The organism is Marinomonas sp. MED121 (genome assembly GCF_000153025.1).
Classification (GTDB): Bacteria; Pseudomonadota; Gammaproteobacteria; order Pseudomonadales; family Marinomonadaceae; genus Marinomonas.
In genome coordinates this window covers 1,578,030-1,593,984 of record NZ_CH672429.1, presented here as the reverse complement: position 1 = coordinate 1,593,984, position 15,955 = coordinate 1,578,030, and the positions used below count along the sequence as shown (strand labels likewise).

The 15,955-nt window shown below is 41.8% G+C and carries 15 protein-coding genes, 2 rRNA genes and 3 other annotated features; of the genes, 8 read left to right on the top strand and 9 right to left on the bottom strand.

Going from position 1 to position 15,955, the window contains the following annotated elements; all coding sequences use genetic code 11:
* The first annotated feature begins 1 nt into the window (after position 1).
* Positions 2 to 149 (top strand) — a sequence feature (23S ribosomal RNA rRNA prediction is too short).
* A 19-nt stretch (positions 150 to 168) separates the two neighbouring features.
* Positions 169 to 328, top strand: a sequence feature (23S ribosomal RNA rRNA prediction is too short).
* A 19-nt stretch (positions 329 to 347) separates the two neighbouring features.
* Positions 348 to 613, top strand: a sequence feature (23S ribosomal RNA rRNA prediction is too short).
* Between the two features lie 202 nt (positions 614 to 815).
* From rrf (MED121_RS07250) to MED121_RS07230, 4 genes are all read left to right on the top strand, one after another.
* A 5S ribosomal RNA gene (gene rrf / locus MED121_RS07250) occupies positions 816 to 930 on the top strand.
* A 96-nt stretch (positions 931 to 1,026) separates the two neighbouring features.
* Positions 1,027 to 1,141 (top strand): 5S ribosomal RNA (rrf, locus tag MED121_RS07245).
* Positions 1,142 to 1,339: 198 nt separating this feature from the next.
* Positions 1,340 to 1,618: a hypothetical protein gene (locus MED121_RS07240; RefSeq protein ID WP_009832996.1), complete on the top strand. Its 279-nt coding sequence runs from the start codon at positions 1,340 to 1,342 to the stop codon at positions 1,616 to 1,618.
* 154 nt (positions 1,619 to 1,772) lie between these two features.
* A protein-coding gene (locus MED121_RS07230) for an IS3 family transposase (protein WP_085987748.1) occupies positions 1,773 to 2,887 on the top strand; the annotation gives its coding sequence in 2 pieces (ribosomal slippage) (positions 1,773 to 2,025 and positions 2,025 to 2,887; 1,116 coding nt in all).
* 39 nt (positions 2,888 to 2,926) lie between these two features.
* Here the strand turns inward: MED121_RS07230 and MED121_RS07225 are convergent.
* Positions 2,927 to 3,643, bottom strand: coding sequence for a divalent cation transporter (locus tag MED121_RS07225; RefSeq protein WP_009832995.1), 717 nt, complete (start codon positions 3,641 to 3,643; stop codon positions 2,927 to 2,929).
* A gap of 171 nt (positions 3,644 to 3,814) precedes the next feature.
* Between MED121_RS07225 and MED121_RS07220 the strand changes: the two genes are divergently transcribed.
* Positions 3,815 to 4,234 carry a GFA family protein gene (locus tag MED121_RS07220; RefSeq protein ID WP_009832994.1) on the top strand — a complete coding sequence of 140 codons (420 nt, stop codon included), beginning with the start codon at positions 3,815 to 3,817 and terminating at the stop codon, positions 4,232 to 4,234.
* 93 nt (positions 4,235 to 4,327) lie between these two features.
* Positions 4,328 to 5,815, top strand: a complete 1,488-nt coding sequence (locus MED121_RS07215; RefSeq protein WP_009832993.1) for an aldehyde dehydrogenase — start codon at positions 4,328 to 4,330, stop codon at positions 5,813 to 5,815.
* Between the two features lie 178 nt (positions 5,816 to 5,993).
* On the opposite strand, the gene MED121_RS07210 is transcribed toward MED121_RS07215, so the two are convergent.
* Entirely contained in the window at positions 5,994 to 6,911 is a 918-nt protein-coding gene (locus MED121_RS07210; protein WP_009832992.1) for a LysR family transcriptional regulator, read from the bottom strand.
* A gap of 146 nt (positions 6,912 to 7,057) precedes the next feature.
* On the opposite strand from MED121_RS07210, the gene speB reads away from it, so the two are divergent.
* A complete protein-coding gene (gene speB, locus MED121_RS07205) occupies positions 7,058 to 8,023 on the top strand; it encodes an agmatinase (protein WP_036178936.1) in 966 nt (321 codons plus the stop codon).
* A gap of 280 nt (positions 8,024 to 8,303) precedes the next feature.
* Positions 8,304 to 9,644, top strand: a complete 1,341-nt coding sequence (locus MED121_RS07200; RefSeq protein ID WP_036178934.1) for an ABC transporter ATP-binding protein — start codon at positions 8,304 to 8,306, stop codon at positions 9,642 to 9,644.
* Positions 9,645 to 9,724: 80 nt separating this feature from the next.
* Here the strand turns inward: MED121_RS07200 and MED121_RS07195 are convergent, their stop codons facing one another.
* The 7 genes from MED121_RS07195 to MED121_RS07165 all read right to left on the bottom strand — a co-directional run bounded on the left by MED121_RS07195 (position 9,725) and on the right by MED121_RS07165 (position 15,659).
* Positions 9,725 to 10,240: a DUF3299 domain-containing protein gene (locus MED121_RS07195; protein ID WP_009832989.1), complete on the bottom strand. Its 516-nt coding sequence runs from the start codon at positions 10,238 to 10,240 to the stop codon at positions 9,725 to 9,727.
* 4 nt (positions 10,241 to 10,244) lie between these two features.
* Positions 10,245 to 11,504 carry an ABC transporter permease gene (locus MED121_RS07190; RefSeq protein ID WP_009832988.1) on the bottom strand — a complete coding sequence of 420 codons (1,260 nt, stop codon included), beginning with the start codon at positions 11,502 to 11,504 and terminating at the stop codon, positions 10,245 to 10,247.
* A complete protein-coding gene (locus MED121_RS07185) occupies positions 11,501 to 12,280 on the bottom strand; it encodes an ABC transporter ATP-binding protein (protein WP_009832987.1) in 780 nt (259 codons plus the stop codon). Before MED121_RS07185 ends, MED121_RS07190 begins: the two co-directional genes overlap by 4 nt.
* A 61-nt stretch (positions 12,281 to 12,341) precedes the next feature.
* The gene (locus MED121_RS07180) at positions 12,342 to 13,046 is read right to left on the bottom strand and encodes a DUF2796 domain-containing protein (protein ID WP_009832986.1); all 705 of its coding nucleotides are present in this window, start codon (positions 13,044 to 13,046) and stop codon (positions 12,342 to 12,344) included.
* Positions 13,047 to 13,096: 50 nt separating this feature from the next.
* The gene (locus MED121_RS07175) at positions 13,097 to 13,384 is read right to left on the bottom strand and encodes a DUF2607 family protein (protein WP_009832985.1); all 288 of its coding nucleotides are present in this window, start codon (positions 13,382 to 13,384) and stop codon (positions 13,097 to 13,099) included.
* A gap of 249 nt (positions 13,385 to 13,633) precedes the next feature.
* Entirely contained in the window at positions 13,634 to 14,578 is a 945-nt protein-coding gene (locus tag MED121_RS07170) for a general glycosylation pathway protein (RefSeq protein WP_036178929.1), read from the bottom strand.
* Positions 14,579 to 14,861: 283 nt separating this feature from the next.
* Positions 14,862 to 15,659 carry an alpha/beta hydrolase gene (locus MED121_RS07165; protein WP_009832983.1) on the bottom strand — a complete coding sequence of 266 codons (798 nt, stop codon included), beginning with the start codon at positions 15,657 to 15,659 and terminating at the stop codon, positions 14,862 to 14,864.
* Positions 15,660 to 15,955 lie beyond the last annotated feature (296 nt).

Below are 15,955 nucleotides of genomic sequence, written 5' to 3'. Positions count from 1 at the left end.
AGCACGAAGGTGTGCTCAGCATGGTCGGAAATCATGCGAAGAAGTGTAAAGGCAAAAGCGCGCTTAACTGCGAGACAGACACGTCGTAGCAGGTACGAAAGTAGGTCTTAGTGATCCGGTGGTTCTGTATGGAAGGGCCATCGCTCAACGGATAAAAGGTACTCCGGGGATAACAGGCTGATACCGCCCAAGAGTTCACATCGACGGCGGTGTTTGGCACCTCGATGTCGGCTCATCACATCCTGGGGCTGAAGCCGGTCCCAAGGGTATGGCTGTTCGCCATTTAAAGTGGTACGCGAGCTGGGTTTAGAACGTCGTGAGACAGTTCGGTCCCTATCTGCCGTGGACGTTTGAGATTTGAGAGGAGCTGCTCCTAGTACGAGAGGACCGGAGTGGACGAACCTCTGGTGTTCCGGTTGTCACGCCAGTGGCATTGCCGGGTAGCTACGTTCGGACGGGATAACCGCTGAAAGCATCTAAGCGGGAAGCCTCCCTCAAGATGAGATCTCACTGGAACTTTAAGTTCCCTAAAGAGCCGTTGAAGACTACGACGTTGATAGGCAGGGTGTGTAAGTGCTGTGAGGCATTGAGCTAACCTGTACTAATTGCTCGTGAGGCTTGACCATATAACGCCAAAATGGTTTAGCGTTATATTACGATTTAAGAAGATGGTAAGACATCGCAAGCTGGTTTGAGGCTTGGTTATCGTTAACTTCTCTAATAAAGAGAAGACTATTCAAAAAGTATTGTTAAAGCATAAGCAAATTCGTCAATGAATAAGCCACAAACAGAGCTTGTTCTGACAAACAGAATTTCTTGATAATCATAGAGTCATTGAACCACCTGATCCCATCCCGAACTCAGCAGTGAAAAGTGGCATCGCCGATGGTAGTGTGGGAGTTCCCATGTGAGAGTAGGTCGTTATCAAGATTAAAATTTAGATAAAATTCTACATCAGTTTATCGATGTATGAGCATTTCAAAGAATTCGTTGTTTCTGATTTTACAGATCCAACAAACAGAATTTCTTGATAATCACAGAGCGTCTGAACCACCTGATCCCATCCCGAACTCAGAAGTGAAAAGTCGCATCGCCGATGGTAGTGTGGGAGTTCCCATGTGAGAGTAGGTCGTTATCAAGATTACTTATTTTAAGTAAAGTAAAAAACCAGCTCAATGAGCTGGTTTTTTTTCGTCTGTCGAAAAGTGATTGTCGAGAATCTGAGAGATTGGCATTGGAGAATTTTGGTTTTTTCGTTTCTAGTGCTTACGTTGTTCAAATAGAGAAGACTATTTGAATCTCAAAAAACCATGTTAAGTGTTAATGTTTTAGGAATGATATGAGTTTAATCGAAATAATCGGCTTTGTGCCTGCTGTTGTGTTTCCAGCAGCGACCATAATCCAATTAGTACATTTACTTAAATCAAAATCAGCAGGTGGCGTATCGCCTGGTGCATGGGGGTCTTTTGCTATAGGTAATGTGTGTTTGTTTACCTATACGGAGAAATATGATGAGCTGCAGTCTATTATTGGGCTACTTTTCACGTCTCTCCTACAGCTTTATATTGTTTATCTGATTTATAAATATCGTCGACAAGAATCGCTGGCTACCGCATAAGCCTGATGAGAATATGAGTAAGCATGGTAATCCCCCCGAATGATTAGTTGCTTGCTCTATTCACACTAGGTACTAGCTTGGATGGTAATCCCCCCGAAAAATAATAGAGGTCAGTCGTAGAGTTTTCTAATAAGCTAATTACTAGGAGATCACGATGAAAAATAAAACCTATTCAGACAGTCAAATCATGGGCATCTTAAACCAAGCCGAGGCAGGAGTGCCCGTGGCGGAGCTGTGTCGCGAGCATGGCATTGGTAATTCGACCTTTTATAAGTGGCGAGCCAAGTACGGTGGTATGGATGCCTCTTTAATCACTCGAATGAAAGAACTCGAAGAAGAAAACCGTCGTCTTAAAAAGATGTATGCCGAAGAAAAACTCAAGGCAGAGATCATACAGGAAGCCATGGCAAAAAAGTGGTGAAGGCCGCTGACCGCAAGCCGATGGCCAAACAGGCTGTGGTGACTTATCACCTCAGTATTGCATCTGCCTGTCGGACGTTTAAGATCAGCGAGACCTGCTACCGTTATCAGCCTAAACTTAATGATGAGAATCAGTTGATTGTTGAGCAATTAATCGGGCTGACTCAAAATCAGCGTAACTGGGGCTTTGGGCTATGTTTTCTCTACTTCAGAAATGTCTGTGGTTATCCATGGAACCATAAGCGTGTTTACCGTATTTATCGTGAGCTACAGCTCAACATGCGCATCAAACCTCATAAACGCTTAGTCCGTGAAAAGCCTGAACCCTTAGCGGTGCCAGAACAAATCAATGAATGTTGGTCAATGGATTTTATGCATGATCAACTCTCAGATGGTCGACGTTGCCGTTTGTTTAACGTGATTGATGACTTTAATCGAGAAGGGTTAACGATTGATGCGGACCTATCCTTACCAGCAGAACGTGTTATACGCGCACTCAATCAGATTATTGAGTGGCGAGGTAAACCTAAAGCGATACGGTGTGATAATGGCCCTGAGTATATCAGTGAGAAGCTGGCAAGTTGGGCACAAGAAAACAGCATTGAGCTCAGTTTTATCCAACCTGGCAAACCACAGCAAAACGCTTATATAGAGCGATTTAACCGTACAGTGAGATATGATTGGCTGAGTCATTACTTGTACGAAGATATTAAAGCGCTTCAAGATAAAGCAACGCACTGGTTATGGACTTACAATAACGAGCGACCTAACATGGGCATTGGTGGCATTACACCGATACAAAAAAGGCGTTTAACGCAAACTTTAAAGTCTACACCTGAACTCCATTAAAAATGGGGGGATTACCGGATCAGCTTAATTTAATTTGAGTCAATGACTCAAAGCCATACTACCTAAAACCCCTATCAAAAAGCCTAACAAAGCCCCCATCGGCGGAGCCCAATGTTTTTGTAGCGGCACCTGTGGTGCTATGTCCTGAAAAATGGAATAGAGGATGCCACCTGCTGCGAACATCATTAAAGCCGCAATCGTTAAAGGTGACTGTGCTAGCCATAGATAGCCTGCGACACCGGATAATGGTCCTAATAACGCCATTAATCCAAACATCAAAATGATCATTTTACTGCTGAGATGTTTACTGACTCGCATTTCTCGATAGGCATTAAAACCTTCAGGCAGATTTTGTAATGCAATCAGTAATGCCAGTAATAAGGCGGAGCTAGAGCCATAGGCAAAGGCGGCTCCCAAGGCGATTGATTCTGGAACAAAGTCCGTCAGCATGGCGGCTAATTGGCTGGCTGGGGTGTTTATCTTTTGTAGAAGAATATCTAACAGCATAAAAGCAAATCCTCCCATCAGAAAATAAAGAGCACTGCTGCTCATACTAAGCTCTTGAATGGCTTCAGGTACTAATACAAGTGCAACGGCAGAGAGTAAGGTGCCAGCACCAAAGGCAACCACTGAATGACGCAATTCTTGTTCTAACCAGTCTGATTGGATATGTTCAAAACGTGCAATAAGAGCACCTGCTGGCATGGCAAGTCCAGCAGCTAAGGTAAGAAGTATGACTTGAACGAGATATGGCATAAGTAAAGCGCCTGATGAATCCTAGTTAGAATTATTGCTTGAAACCTATTCTCTTATCAATCAATGATTTATAGATTAGTTTTTCTTATCTTGAGGGTCATTATATTGTTTGTCATGGTGAATTCTTTTAGGGACTATAAGAAGAGCTTAACGTTTTGAAAGGGGGATAAAATGGAACATCATCAAGTAGAAAAAATCAGTGGTAGTTGCCTTTGTGGCGCAGTGACATTTGAAGTAGACAATCATTTTAAGCTGTTTCATTTATGTCATTGCCATCAATGTCAAAAAATCTCAGGTTCAGCTCATGTATCCAACTTATTTGTGAATAAAGAGGCGATTAGTTGGTTATCAGGGCGAGAAAAAATTCATCGCTATGATGTGCCAGGCCGTCAAATCTCTAATGTTTTTTGTACGCAATGCGGCTCGTCCGTACCTTATGTTTCTGGCAGTGGCCGCGCTTTGATTGTGCCAGCCGGTACCTTAGATGGCGAACCAAACATAGGGCCACAGAATCATATCTACATGGAAGACAGTCGTGATTGGCATGAAAACATTGCGTCTGTGGATTGTTTTGAGCGTTATACAGATTAAATCCAAGTTTTATACCTACTCAGGTGTATATCCGCTCATGGTTTAGTTCTTTTAGAATCAGGGAATATTGCATTAACTAGCAGGAGTTTATTAATGAAAAGCTATACCGAGTGGCAAGCGTTAAGTAAAAGTCAGACCTTTCATGGGCAAGCTTATATCAATGGTGAATTCCAAGCGGCACAAAGTGGTGAAACCTTTGCTTGTATTAACCCAGCAACTGAACAACTTTTAACGAATGTCGCCAGCTGCGATCAAGCTGATGTAAATATTGCTGTTGCCAATGCTAAAGCTGTCTTTAAGTCTGGTGTTTGGTCGCAAATGCACCCGAAGAAAAGAAAGAATATCTTACTTAAACTAGCCTCTTTGATTGATCAGCATAAAGATGAATTGGCATTGCTGGATACTCTAGATATGGGTAAATCCATCAGTGAGATGGTGAATATTGATATGCCAGATGTCATCGATTGTTTCCAGTGGACAGCTGAATCAATTGATAAAATTTATGGCGAAATTGCACCAACAGGGACAGATACACTCGCGCTGATTAGCCATGAGCCTGTGGGCGTTGTCGCTTGTATCACGCCATGGAACTATCCCATGTTGATGGCCAGCTGGAAGCTAGCGCCTGCCTTAGCTGCCGGCAATAGCGTGATTCTGAAGCCTTCTGAAAAATCTCCGTTAAGTGTTTTACGTTTAGCAGAATTGACCAAAGAAGCGGGTATTCCTGACGGTGTTTTTAATGTCTTACCTGGATTTGGCCATACGGCAGGTAAAGCCTTGGCGATGCATAACGATGTGAACGTTTTAGCCTTTACAGGCTCGACTCGTGTTGCTGCGCTTTTGATGGAATACGCAGGCAAATCTAATATGAAGCGAGTTTGGTTAGAAGCTGGCGGTAAATCACCTATGTTGATTTTTGATGATTGCGATGTGAAAAAAGCAGCCGCCTCAGCAGCGGCTTCTATTTTCAGTAATCAGGGTGAAGTGTGTATTGCCTGCTCGCGTCTGTATGTACAAGACACCATCAAGGCTGAATTTATGACTGCCTTGGTTGAAGCGTCTAAAAAGTATCAAACAGGTGATCCACTGGACCCAAATACTAAGATGGGGCCTATGGTTGATGCTGTGCAGATGAATACGGTTAAACGCTTTATTGAATCAGCACAGGCAGAAGGTGGAGAGCTAGTCTTTGGGGGAGTGAAAGACTATCAAGAAGGCCAAGGCTACTTTGCTCAAGCAACCATAATCGACAAAGCTAAAAATGAGATGGAGTTTGTAAGAGAGGAAATCTTTGGACCTGTTTTAGCTGTGAGCGAGTTCACGACCGAAGAAGAAGCGCTAGCATTAGCGAATGATTCTAAATATGGTCTAGGTGCTGCTCTTTGGACGGATAACCTTTCTCGAGCGCACAGAGTGAGTCGTCAATTAGAAAGCGGCATGGTCTGGGTCAATACTTGGGGCGAAGGTGATACGACTGTGCCTTTTGGTGGTGTGAAAGCATCGGGCAATGGCCGTGATAAATCATTACATGCACTAGAAAAATACACTGAGCTGAAAAACGTCATGATACGCATAGGCTAATACATGATGCTTTGAGGCTAGTCTTGCTTATTAAGGCATGATTGATAGAAATACTCATAAAAAAAGCATGGCTGGCATTCTTATCTTTGGGTAAAAGTGCCGGTCATGCTTTTTTGTTACTGAGAGCTTTTATTGCTGGAAGATCTTGTTGGTAACTTTTTTAGTGGTTTTTGACTCGCTAAAGTGACTTCACATGCTCACACAAAACCTGTTTAAGCCAGATGATGCCTGAATCCTTGGCATAAAGCGGGTGCTGAACCAAGGTCATATCAATGGCAGGTAATCCATCAGGCGGCGTAACGATGCTCACAGGCATCATTTGGGTGAAGAGCTTCGCCATATGATAGGGAAGCGTAATAATTGCCTCAGTGTTTGCGACAATGCGTGCAGCGGCCATATAGTTGGTTGTGCTGGCGATGTGATTGCGTGCTAAAGTCTGACTCGCTAACCAGCGATCAACATTACTATCGGTTTTCCCTTCAAGATCAAAGAATCGTATATGAGGTAATGCCAAATAAGCCTCTAAGCTAAGAGAGCCTCTAGCGTTTTGATTCTGAATACTGGCCAAACAAACTTGCTTCTCAGTGAGCCAATCTTGAACGATAAGATGCGATGGCAACTTCTGTTCTTTATCCATGCCGACAATAAGATCTATTTCACCTTTTTCCAATCTTAGTAAAGCGCTTTCTTCTGAAATAAGATCTATCTCAACCCTCACATTGGGCGCACTAAGTTGCAGCTGACTAAACCATTCGGGGAAGACTACCGTTTCGAAATAATCTGTACTGGCAATGCGAAAGGTTCTATCACTTAAACTGGCTTGAAAGCTTTCAGCTGGGCTAATGGTTCGCTCTACTAGGTTCAATGCTTGGCGAACATCTGGCAGCATAGCCAATGCTCTGGGAGTGGGTGTTAATCCATTCTCTGTTTTGACTAATAAGGGATCATCAAGCTGAGTTCTTAGGCGATTGAGAGCATGGCTCATAGCGGATTGACTCAGAAAAACCTTCTCTGCTGCACGGCTCACATGGCATTCAGAGATCAATGCTTCAAAGATAATAAGAAGGTTAAGGTCGAACTGACGTAAGACGCTCATGTTGGCTTTCACCTTAAAAGATAAGTTTAAAACTTAGTGTATGAATATGTTGCATATACTTACCTGAAATATGCATTTCAACAATTATGCTAGTCAGGTTAATCTTTCTCTTAATGAATTACAAAAACAATTTTGAGGAAGACATCATGTCCGACAATAAGCCAACTGTAAGTAAGGTTGCCGATGCCGATATGCCAATTTATGGTGGTCTAGGAATGACTTTTATGCAGTTTCCTTTACTAACAAGTTGGCAAAATAGCCAAGCGGAAGTCATTGTCAGTGGTGTCCCTTATGATATGTCTACTTCTGGGCGTTCAGGTGCACGTTTTGGCCCTGAAGGCGTGCGCAGCGCTTCGATTAACCTTGTGTGGGAAGGGGCGCGTTGGCCTTGGCAGTTTGCTCTGGATGATCATCTTAAAGTAGAAGATTCGGGCAATGTCTTGTTTAAGCATGGTGAGCCACAAACTTTAGTGGACAATTTAGAAGCCCATATTGATAAGGTATTAGGTGCTGGTAAAACAGCGTTAACTTTTGGCGGTGACCACTTCATCACCTTGCCTATCCTTCGTGCTTACGCCAAAAAATATGGCCCTTTTGCTGTGGTGCATTTTGATGCCCATACGGATACTTATTCTGGTGGTACTAAATACGACCATGGCACCCTGTTTCACCATGCCGTCACTGAAGGCCTAATAGATGTTGAGCACAGTATTCAAATTGGTATTCGCACCGCTTACGATTATGAAAATCACCTGTTTGAAGTGTTAGATGCTGCTTGGGTTAATGAGCATGGTGCCAATGCCACATTAGAGCGTATTAAGCAGCGTGTAGGTGATAAACAAGTTTATGTAAGCTTTGATATTGATGGGCTGGATCCTGCGGTAGCGCCCGGTACAGGAACACCTGTACAAGCGGGTTTAACGGTTGATACTTGTCTTAAAGTTATTCGCGGCTTAAGAGGTCATGATTTGATTGGTATGGATGTGGTAGAAGTCGCACCTGCCTATGATCATGCAGAGATTACGTCTCTTGCAGGGGCGACACTTGCCCTTGAATATTTATATGTTCTTGCTGCCAATAAAGGAGCGGGTACCGACTATTTAACCAAGTAGGTCTTGATTGGTCTTCTGACCGGTTTCAAATTAGGTATGAAAAGCGAGATTAGGCCTATCTAGTCTCGCTTTTTTTGTGACTTAAGCTCAGTAATTGAGACTTTCGTGTCAAAAGATCACTATCAGTCTTAAAATATGAGACCTTCGGTTCTTTTTTTTGATTCTACTGCAACTTTGTTTAACAGGGTTCAGTTTAGTTTGTAGTATTCCCATCCCTTACCTTGTTTTTGACTTGAAGGTTAAAAAATGAGGTATGACTAAACCAAGGAAGGAGAGAGTTATGACACGCAGTATGCGATTTCTATGGTGTAGAGATGCTTATATCTCTTTGTTTTGGCTATTGATAATGCAGGCGATTGTCGCTTTATCGACTTATTTGATCGCCACAAGTATGAAGCATATTGAGTCGGATCTAGACTCAGCTTACTTTTACATGATGCTGTTTGTGGTCTCGTTGTTTCTTGTGTATTTCCCCAGTGCGATTTCATCTATTTATTTAGAAAAATGGAAAGTCAGCGCGCAAAAACGTTTTATTCTTGGCTTCACCTCACTTAACTTTGGCAAGCGTTCTCTTGATAGACAAAAAAATAAGGATGAGCATGAAAGCTGGGTGACCACTGAATCTATGTTGCTTTATGGGGAAGCCCCTGAGTCTATCTATAGTATTTTTGGCACAGTATTAAATACTCTTCTTTCCATCATCATAGTGAGTATGATTTTGGATATCAGTATTCTGCTCTGGTATGTCCTCGCTATTTTTTTAGTGGTAGGCATCAAAATACTCTCAAAAGATAAAATCGCTGCTAACGCTAAGTTAGTACAAGGTAAGCGAAACGCCGTAATTTCTGTACTATCAAGAATGTGGGTGAATACGATTTCAGGTAGCCCTAAAACCTTTAAAAACTGGCAACAGGGTTATTTGAAAAATACCTATGTGTGGAAGAAAAAAGCGGCTCAGAATGAATTGTTTCTGATGGGAATCTCAAGTGTAAGTGCCATGCTAGCACTGGCTTTTATCTGTGCTGGCAATGCGCTCTACCTACTTAGCTTATCCAGTACCGAAGCCATTGCTGTATTCTTGGTAACCATGCCAAGACAAGTGCAAATTATGCAAAACACCTTTATGTTTTTTGATCATTATTTGAAATGGATTGGGGTTGCACAAAAGTTAGAAAACCTTGATCAGCACCTTGAATTAAAAAGTGAAGATACAAGCCAATATATCAACCTTGAAGATATCAGTATTAATGGTAATCAATTTGATAGCATTGATGAGATAAAAGCCTATATTCAGCGCCAACCCTATGGACGTTACACAATACAAGGCAAGAATGGTGCGGGTAAATCAACCTTACTCAGACGTTTGGTTGAAGGAGATAAGTATGTCCTTGTGCCGAGTTCCTTTAGAGATCTTGAGTTTTCAAATTTAAGAGATAATACCTCGTCAGATGGGGAAAGTGTGCGCAAGTTATTTGACTCTCTGCATCATGTAAAAGAGATAGATACCTTATATCTAGATGAATGGGATGCCAGTTTAGATATTTATAATAAAGCCCATATGCATGCTGAGGTAAGGGAGCTTGCTGAGCAAAAACGCATTATTGAAGTGGTGCATGGCTAGTCGAATTTAGGATGGTTCAGGCAAACGAAAAAAGGGATCAAATTGCTGATCCCTTTTTGGCTTTCTAGTCGTTAAACATCTTATTGATAAGGTGTAATGTTTGACCCTATGATGTGATAACCCGTTTCTATCATGCCAACCATATTTTGCTCAGTCATTAGCTTACCTTCTAAATAAATGACATCCCATAATTCTTGATCTGGCGCCCCTTGAGGGAAAGAAACATGGATGATTTGATTTGGCGGTGGTGGCGGTGTGTGAATACAAGAACCGTAATAAGGCACTAATAAAAACTCGGTCACCTCATCGGCATCGCCTTCAAGCGGGATAACAAAACCAGGAATTCTGACTTGTTTACCATTTAGTTCATGTCTTACTGCCCCAAGCTGGGATTGCATGCCAGTGTCGCCATATTCAAACTCATCTGCCATTAGTTCACTGGCAATTCGCTCGGACTCAGGAACAAGATCCAGCCACTCTAGCTCGAGTAAATTTGTTTTAGCCCAAAGGGAAGGGGCAAAGGTTAAGCTTAAAATTAAAGCGAAACAGTAAAGAGGCTTAAAGCCGAGTATTGATAGTTTGAAATCGTTTTTCATCTTTTTAAATCCTTATAGTCATGCCATCGCTTAACGATTGGCGGTAAGCTGAAATAGCAGGAATAATTCCGATAAGCAGACCACTGATCTGAATACAGGCTACTAACATGAGTTCATATTGAGAAGGTGCAGTGATGTTGATTGCTAGGCCGAAGTGTTGCTGAATGATGGGGCTAGCTATCGCTAAAATAAGATAGAGAAGACCCATGCCCAACAGAATCCCTAGGCCACAAATAATGCCAGTCTCTAGGACTAGCAAACTAAAGATATGATGAGGTCTTGCCCCTAGTGCTCTAAGTATCGCCATTTCTCGGCGGCGCTCATTTAAACTGGTTAATAAGCTTGCCAACATACCTAAAAAGCCTGCTATCACCACAAAGACTGAGACAATTAAAAGAGCCTGCTCTGCCACAGACATTAAGGACCAAAGCTCGTGTAGGGCGATCCCAGGGACGATAGCGCTTAAAGGTTCTAAGCGATAGTCATTGATCTCTCTTTGTACATGGAAAGTGTGAATTTTGGATTTAAGGCCCATCAAGAAAGCGGTGATTTGTTTGGGTTCGAACTCTCTGGCCTTAAGGTTATCAGCACTTGGGGCATGGCCTAAAAAGGCGCCAGACTCCCAACCCACATGAATTGCCTCAATGGCTTCAAGTGAAACGTGAATGGTTTTATCAACTGGTGTGCCCGTTGGTGCAAGAATACCCACCACCTTAAAAGGGGCATTATCATGCTTACTAAAACCTATGTCTTTCATACCGTGCGCTAGCACCATAGGTGTTTCTAGCTCATAGCCTAAGGTTTGTGCCACATCTGCACCAATAACCGCTTCAAAAAGCTGGTTAAATTCTTTGCCTTGCGCAAACGTCAGAGGCTGCTTTTTACCAAATTTATAGTATTCAAAGTAATCTTGGGTAGTGCCTAGTACTCGAAACCCCTGATGGGAATCACCCAATGAAAAAGGGATGGTCCAATCCACTGATTTATGGTCTTGAAAATCTTGGTAAGTTTTCCAATCAATATTATTGGTGGCATTACCGATTCTAAACACTGAGTAAAGTAATAAATTAATCTGGCCTGAGCGAGCACCTACTATGAGGTCAGTATCAGAAATAGTGTTGGCGAAACTATTTTTTGCTTGGGTTCTAACTTGCTCAACACCAAGCAATAATAAAACTGAAATGGCGATAGTAAAGAGGCTAAGTAATACGGTTGCCTTGCGGTTAAGTAAGCTGTTGCTTGCTAATCGAAGAAGATTGCTCATGCTTTGTCTCCTTGCTTATTTAACTGGGCTAAATCTATGGTTTGTTCAAATAAAGGCTCTAATGTCGGGTCATGACTTACAAAAATCAGCGTGGCGTTATTACGGCTGACTTCTTGCATTAGCAGTTGAATAAAGGCTTCACGGTTGTCATGGTCTAAGGCAGAGGTTGGCTCATCGGCAATCACTAGCGCTGGGCTACCCATTAACGCTCTTGCTGCTGCGACTCTTTGTTGTTGACCAATACTTAAGTGGCTGGCTTTTTGATCTTGTATTTCATCGGGTAGGTTTAGGGCGGTTAATAAACGTTTAGCTTCAAGGCGTACCGCATCTTTATTATTTGGCCCTTGTGCCAACACTTTTTGTTTTCTTAGTTTGGAAAATTCACAGGCAAGACAAACATTATCAATCACGCTTAGATAAGGTAAGAGATTAAACTGTTGGAAAATATAGCCAATATTATCAGCCCTAAACTGATCCCTTTGGCCCTGTTTTAGACGACAGATATCTGTTCCCAGCAGGTTAATGCTGCCTTGCTGAGGCGTGTTAATAGCCGTTAATAAACTCAACAGGGTCGATTTGCCTGAGCCACTTGGCCCTTTAACAAACAAATGCTGCTGAGCTCGAATTGAAAACGCCGGAATGTCTAAAATAGCGTGTTCGGCTTTAGGCCAACGAAATTGTACCTTATCTAATTGAATCGCGATTTGCTCAGCGCTTGGCGTGTGAGCCTCAAGCGTATTTGATTCATTGTTAAGTTGGCTGTGAAAATCTGTCATGCGAAAACCCCATACTCACCAAATAGGCTTAAGCCCATTTGATGAGTATTTATGCAATTAATTAAAAATTGATGTCAGTGTTATCTGCGTCTAGCTCAAGCACTTTTTGGCTATTGTCTGTTAGCAAATTGACATGAATTTCGTGCGTATTAGGGAAGTGTTTAAACCAGTTAGTTTGAATCTCAGTTAGCTTTTCAACATTGTGACATTCATATTGATAAGCGATTTCAAATGCCGCATGGCTTTCTTTGTCATGATCATCGTGCTCGTCATGATGGTCTTCATCGTGCTCGTCATGATGGTCTTCATCGTGCTCGTCATGATGGTCTTCATCGTGCTCGTCAGCATGATCTTCATCGTGTTCATCAGCATGATTTTCATCGTGCTCATCGTGATGGCCTTCTTCGTGTTCATCATGTTCGTCATGGGCAGATAAGGATTGCTCAATCAAATGATCGCTTAATTTACACTGAGCACCTTGATCAAAAATGAACAGGCTTTCTGGTTTAGCCAAACGAGCAAGTGCTTGTTTTAGTGCTTCTTTTTCTTCTGCTGTTTCTGGCGCGTGTTCAAAGCCAACAATATCAGCACCTGGTGCTGATATTGCCAATATAAGGTCTTCCCCATCTTGTGCGATATTGAAGCTTACTTCCCCGTGTACATGGGCTTTATGGTCACGTTTTTCTTCTTCACCGTGGTGGTCAGCAAATGCGCCAGCAGAAACACATAGGCCTGCCAATGCAGCCCATTTAGATTTAACAATCATGATTATTCCTAAAACATCAGTTTAAAATTAACAAAGTAATAAAGGGTGAGTTAACTTAGGAATAATGGTGGCGAACGGGCTCTAAGGTTAGCTGGATTGAAAGAACGGAAAATGAGAGTTTCCTGCTTAAATGCAGGAGATTTCATGGGAATGATACTGGGTAAGGCTGGGTCAGAAACTAGACCTTGATGAATACCTGAGAACATCTCACATTGATGCTCATGGTGGTAATCATCATCAAAACTGCTTTCATGGGCGACCGCCATCACACTCATAAAAAGCGTGCAAAGAAGAGCAAGAATAGCAAAGGCTCTAAGATGAGAAGGCAAAGTCAGCATGGTACAAATTTAATCGTTAAACAGTCTGTTACAATATAACATAACGGAAAAAGGAAAGGATAGAGAAAAGCCGTGCGAGCAATGATAGATCAAAAAGGGTCGTAAATTGACCTCATTAGTCTATAAATTTAACTAATCTAGATTAAGTTTTTTTTCATATAGGGCCACTTCAATCGACCTGTGCTCACCATTATTGAAGGTGAGAGAAAGCCCAGCATAAGATCTGGGCTTGGATTATCTTGTTTGACCCTATTGCGACTTTTGTTGACGCCTAGCATTCAATAATAAATGTTCTGCCTTAGCGCCTAAATAGACATAAATAGCCAAAGCGATTAATAACCCCACCACGGCAAACATCATGGCAATCGCAGGGATGAGGAATTCAGCCTGGCCAAGGGCTGCTTTAAACATGGTGAGTAAAGCTTCAATTGAGATTGCGATTAACACAGTCGAAATAAACCGAGTAATAGTGCGCCTGGTGGACGAGTGTCTAAAGATATCCTTATGCATCAATATCTCTTCTTCCAAAATAGTTTTACCCAGGTCAAATACCGCCAGTGCGAGTGTGATGTAAATAATGATACTAAAGAGCTGAAGTGGGTCGAAGGAATCAGGAATGCTATTAATTAAGCCATAAATATCATTGAATACACAGCTAACCAGAAAGAGAACAAGGCAAAATAAACAACCAATAATAATGCCATAGCCTGATTTAAAATAAGGTGCCATTTTTACTCTAGCGCTGTCGCCCATGACAAATTCAATTAGCTGAGTTAGGCACACATCTAGCACAATATAAAAGGTATCAGCTTGAGGGTTTCGAAGCGCTTTGATAACAGAAAGACACACCTTCTTTGTTGCTATAGAGAAATAAGGGTCAGTAAAACAAGTTTCGTTATTCCATTTTACTTGTAAAAAATAAGGGCGCTGGCTGAGGTCTTGCTGATGGCCGGATTGTGCCAGAGTCCGTTTATACTCTGCTTTAAAACAGAGGTTATTGCCAGATTGTTGGCCTAGTTCATCAAGGTAGTATTGCAGTTCTAAGAAAGGGAATTTCTTTACAAGGGGCTCAATATCCACTCCTTTTGCCAGATTATCCTCAACACTCATCAAGATAGACTCAAGTAAGCTTTGAATCACTTCTTGATACTCGTGATAGCGCTCTATGCTGCTTAGATAACTCATTCTTGCCATTCGCTGATACTCTTCAATCTTAATCGCTAGTTATAAAGACTAAGCAAGATTAAAACCAACTAAAGGATATGAGGAAAAACGCTTTGTTTAAGACAGTTTGATTGTAAATAACCCTTAAGAATGCACTCTTTTAGTGAGTTTTCAGCACTGATGAATACTAAAGAGGCATGATCTTATCTTAATTAAGACGGATTGGTTTGAAGGGCGAAAGTAAAAATTGGATTTGAGCGAGAAGTAAAAGATGCCTAACCGTGAGAGCAGTAGGCATCTTAGATGGGTCATATTAGTTGACTATGTTTTCAATAATCTCAGCTAAGGTGTCAGCGTGGGTCAACATAGGTAGATGGCCACTATCTATCTCAAAACTTTGGGTAAGAGAGAGCTTGCTTGCAATTTGCTCTTGGGTGCTTAAGGAGATGATTTTATCCTGCTTAGCAAATACATAATATTTAGCTAAATTGTCATAGCGCTCAGCATCTAAACTCAGTTTACTTTCGGCTAGCACAGAGGGTTCAGATACCGCATGTTTTGCTAACCATCTAAGCTGTGTTTTATTCGCCTTAGGGGCAAATGTCTCAGCAAATTTATCCTCATTACTTATATTCAATAAGGTACTCGTTTCATCGTAGACCACACCATTAAAATAGTTTTTGCCATCTTGATCTGAGAGTGAATCAAATGCTGACTCGCCTTCAAGAGGGGCAACTGAAGTAACATAAATTAATTTACTGATTGCTTCTGTTGGGCATAAGCCTAGCGATGCATTTGTCACAGCACCACCTTGGCTATGGGAGATAATAATCTTCTCGCCTTTTATCTTGCTCAAGCTAGAACAAAGTGCAGCGGCAGAAAGCTCAAGAGAGACTTTATTCGGTGTGATGTTATCTTTACGGCCAGGTAGATCTATCGCGATATTAGCCACTTTAGAGTTAAGCTCTTGCTGAACTTTAGCCCAAGCATTAGCACTAAAATGCGCGCCGTGAACAAAGACAAGCGTAGGGGATGATTGCGCCATTAAAGCCCCAGAAAAGCCAATGCTTAAGGTGAGTGCACCAGCCAGTTTTGTCATGATATTTTTCATATCTGTTTCCTCATGGATTATTTAATCGCTGTAGCATGGCTTCTTTGTGAGAGAGCAACAAACCAAATCGCTCCAAATAATTTCGCTCATCACAAAATAAGTCAGATTAGGAATAAAATCTTATCAAATGACAGGTCAAATAAAATCAAATCCCTTGAGTTATAAGGCCTGTACTATATAGTGAGGCTTTTTGAAAATTAGGTGATATCTGTACCATGTTGAAGTTTGAAGGCTTTGAGTTCGACCCCAAATCGGGTAGGTTGAAGAATCTGACGCATGATACAGAAGTGCATTAA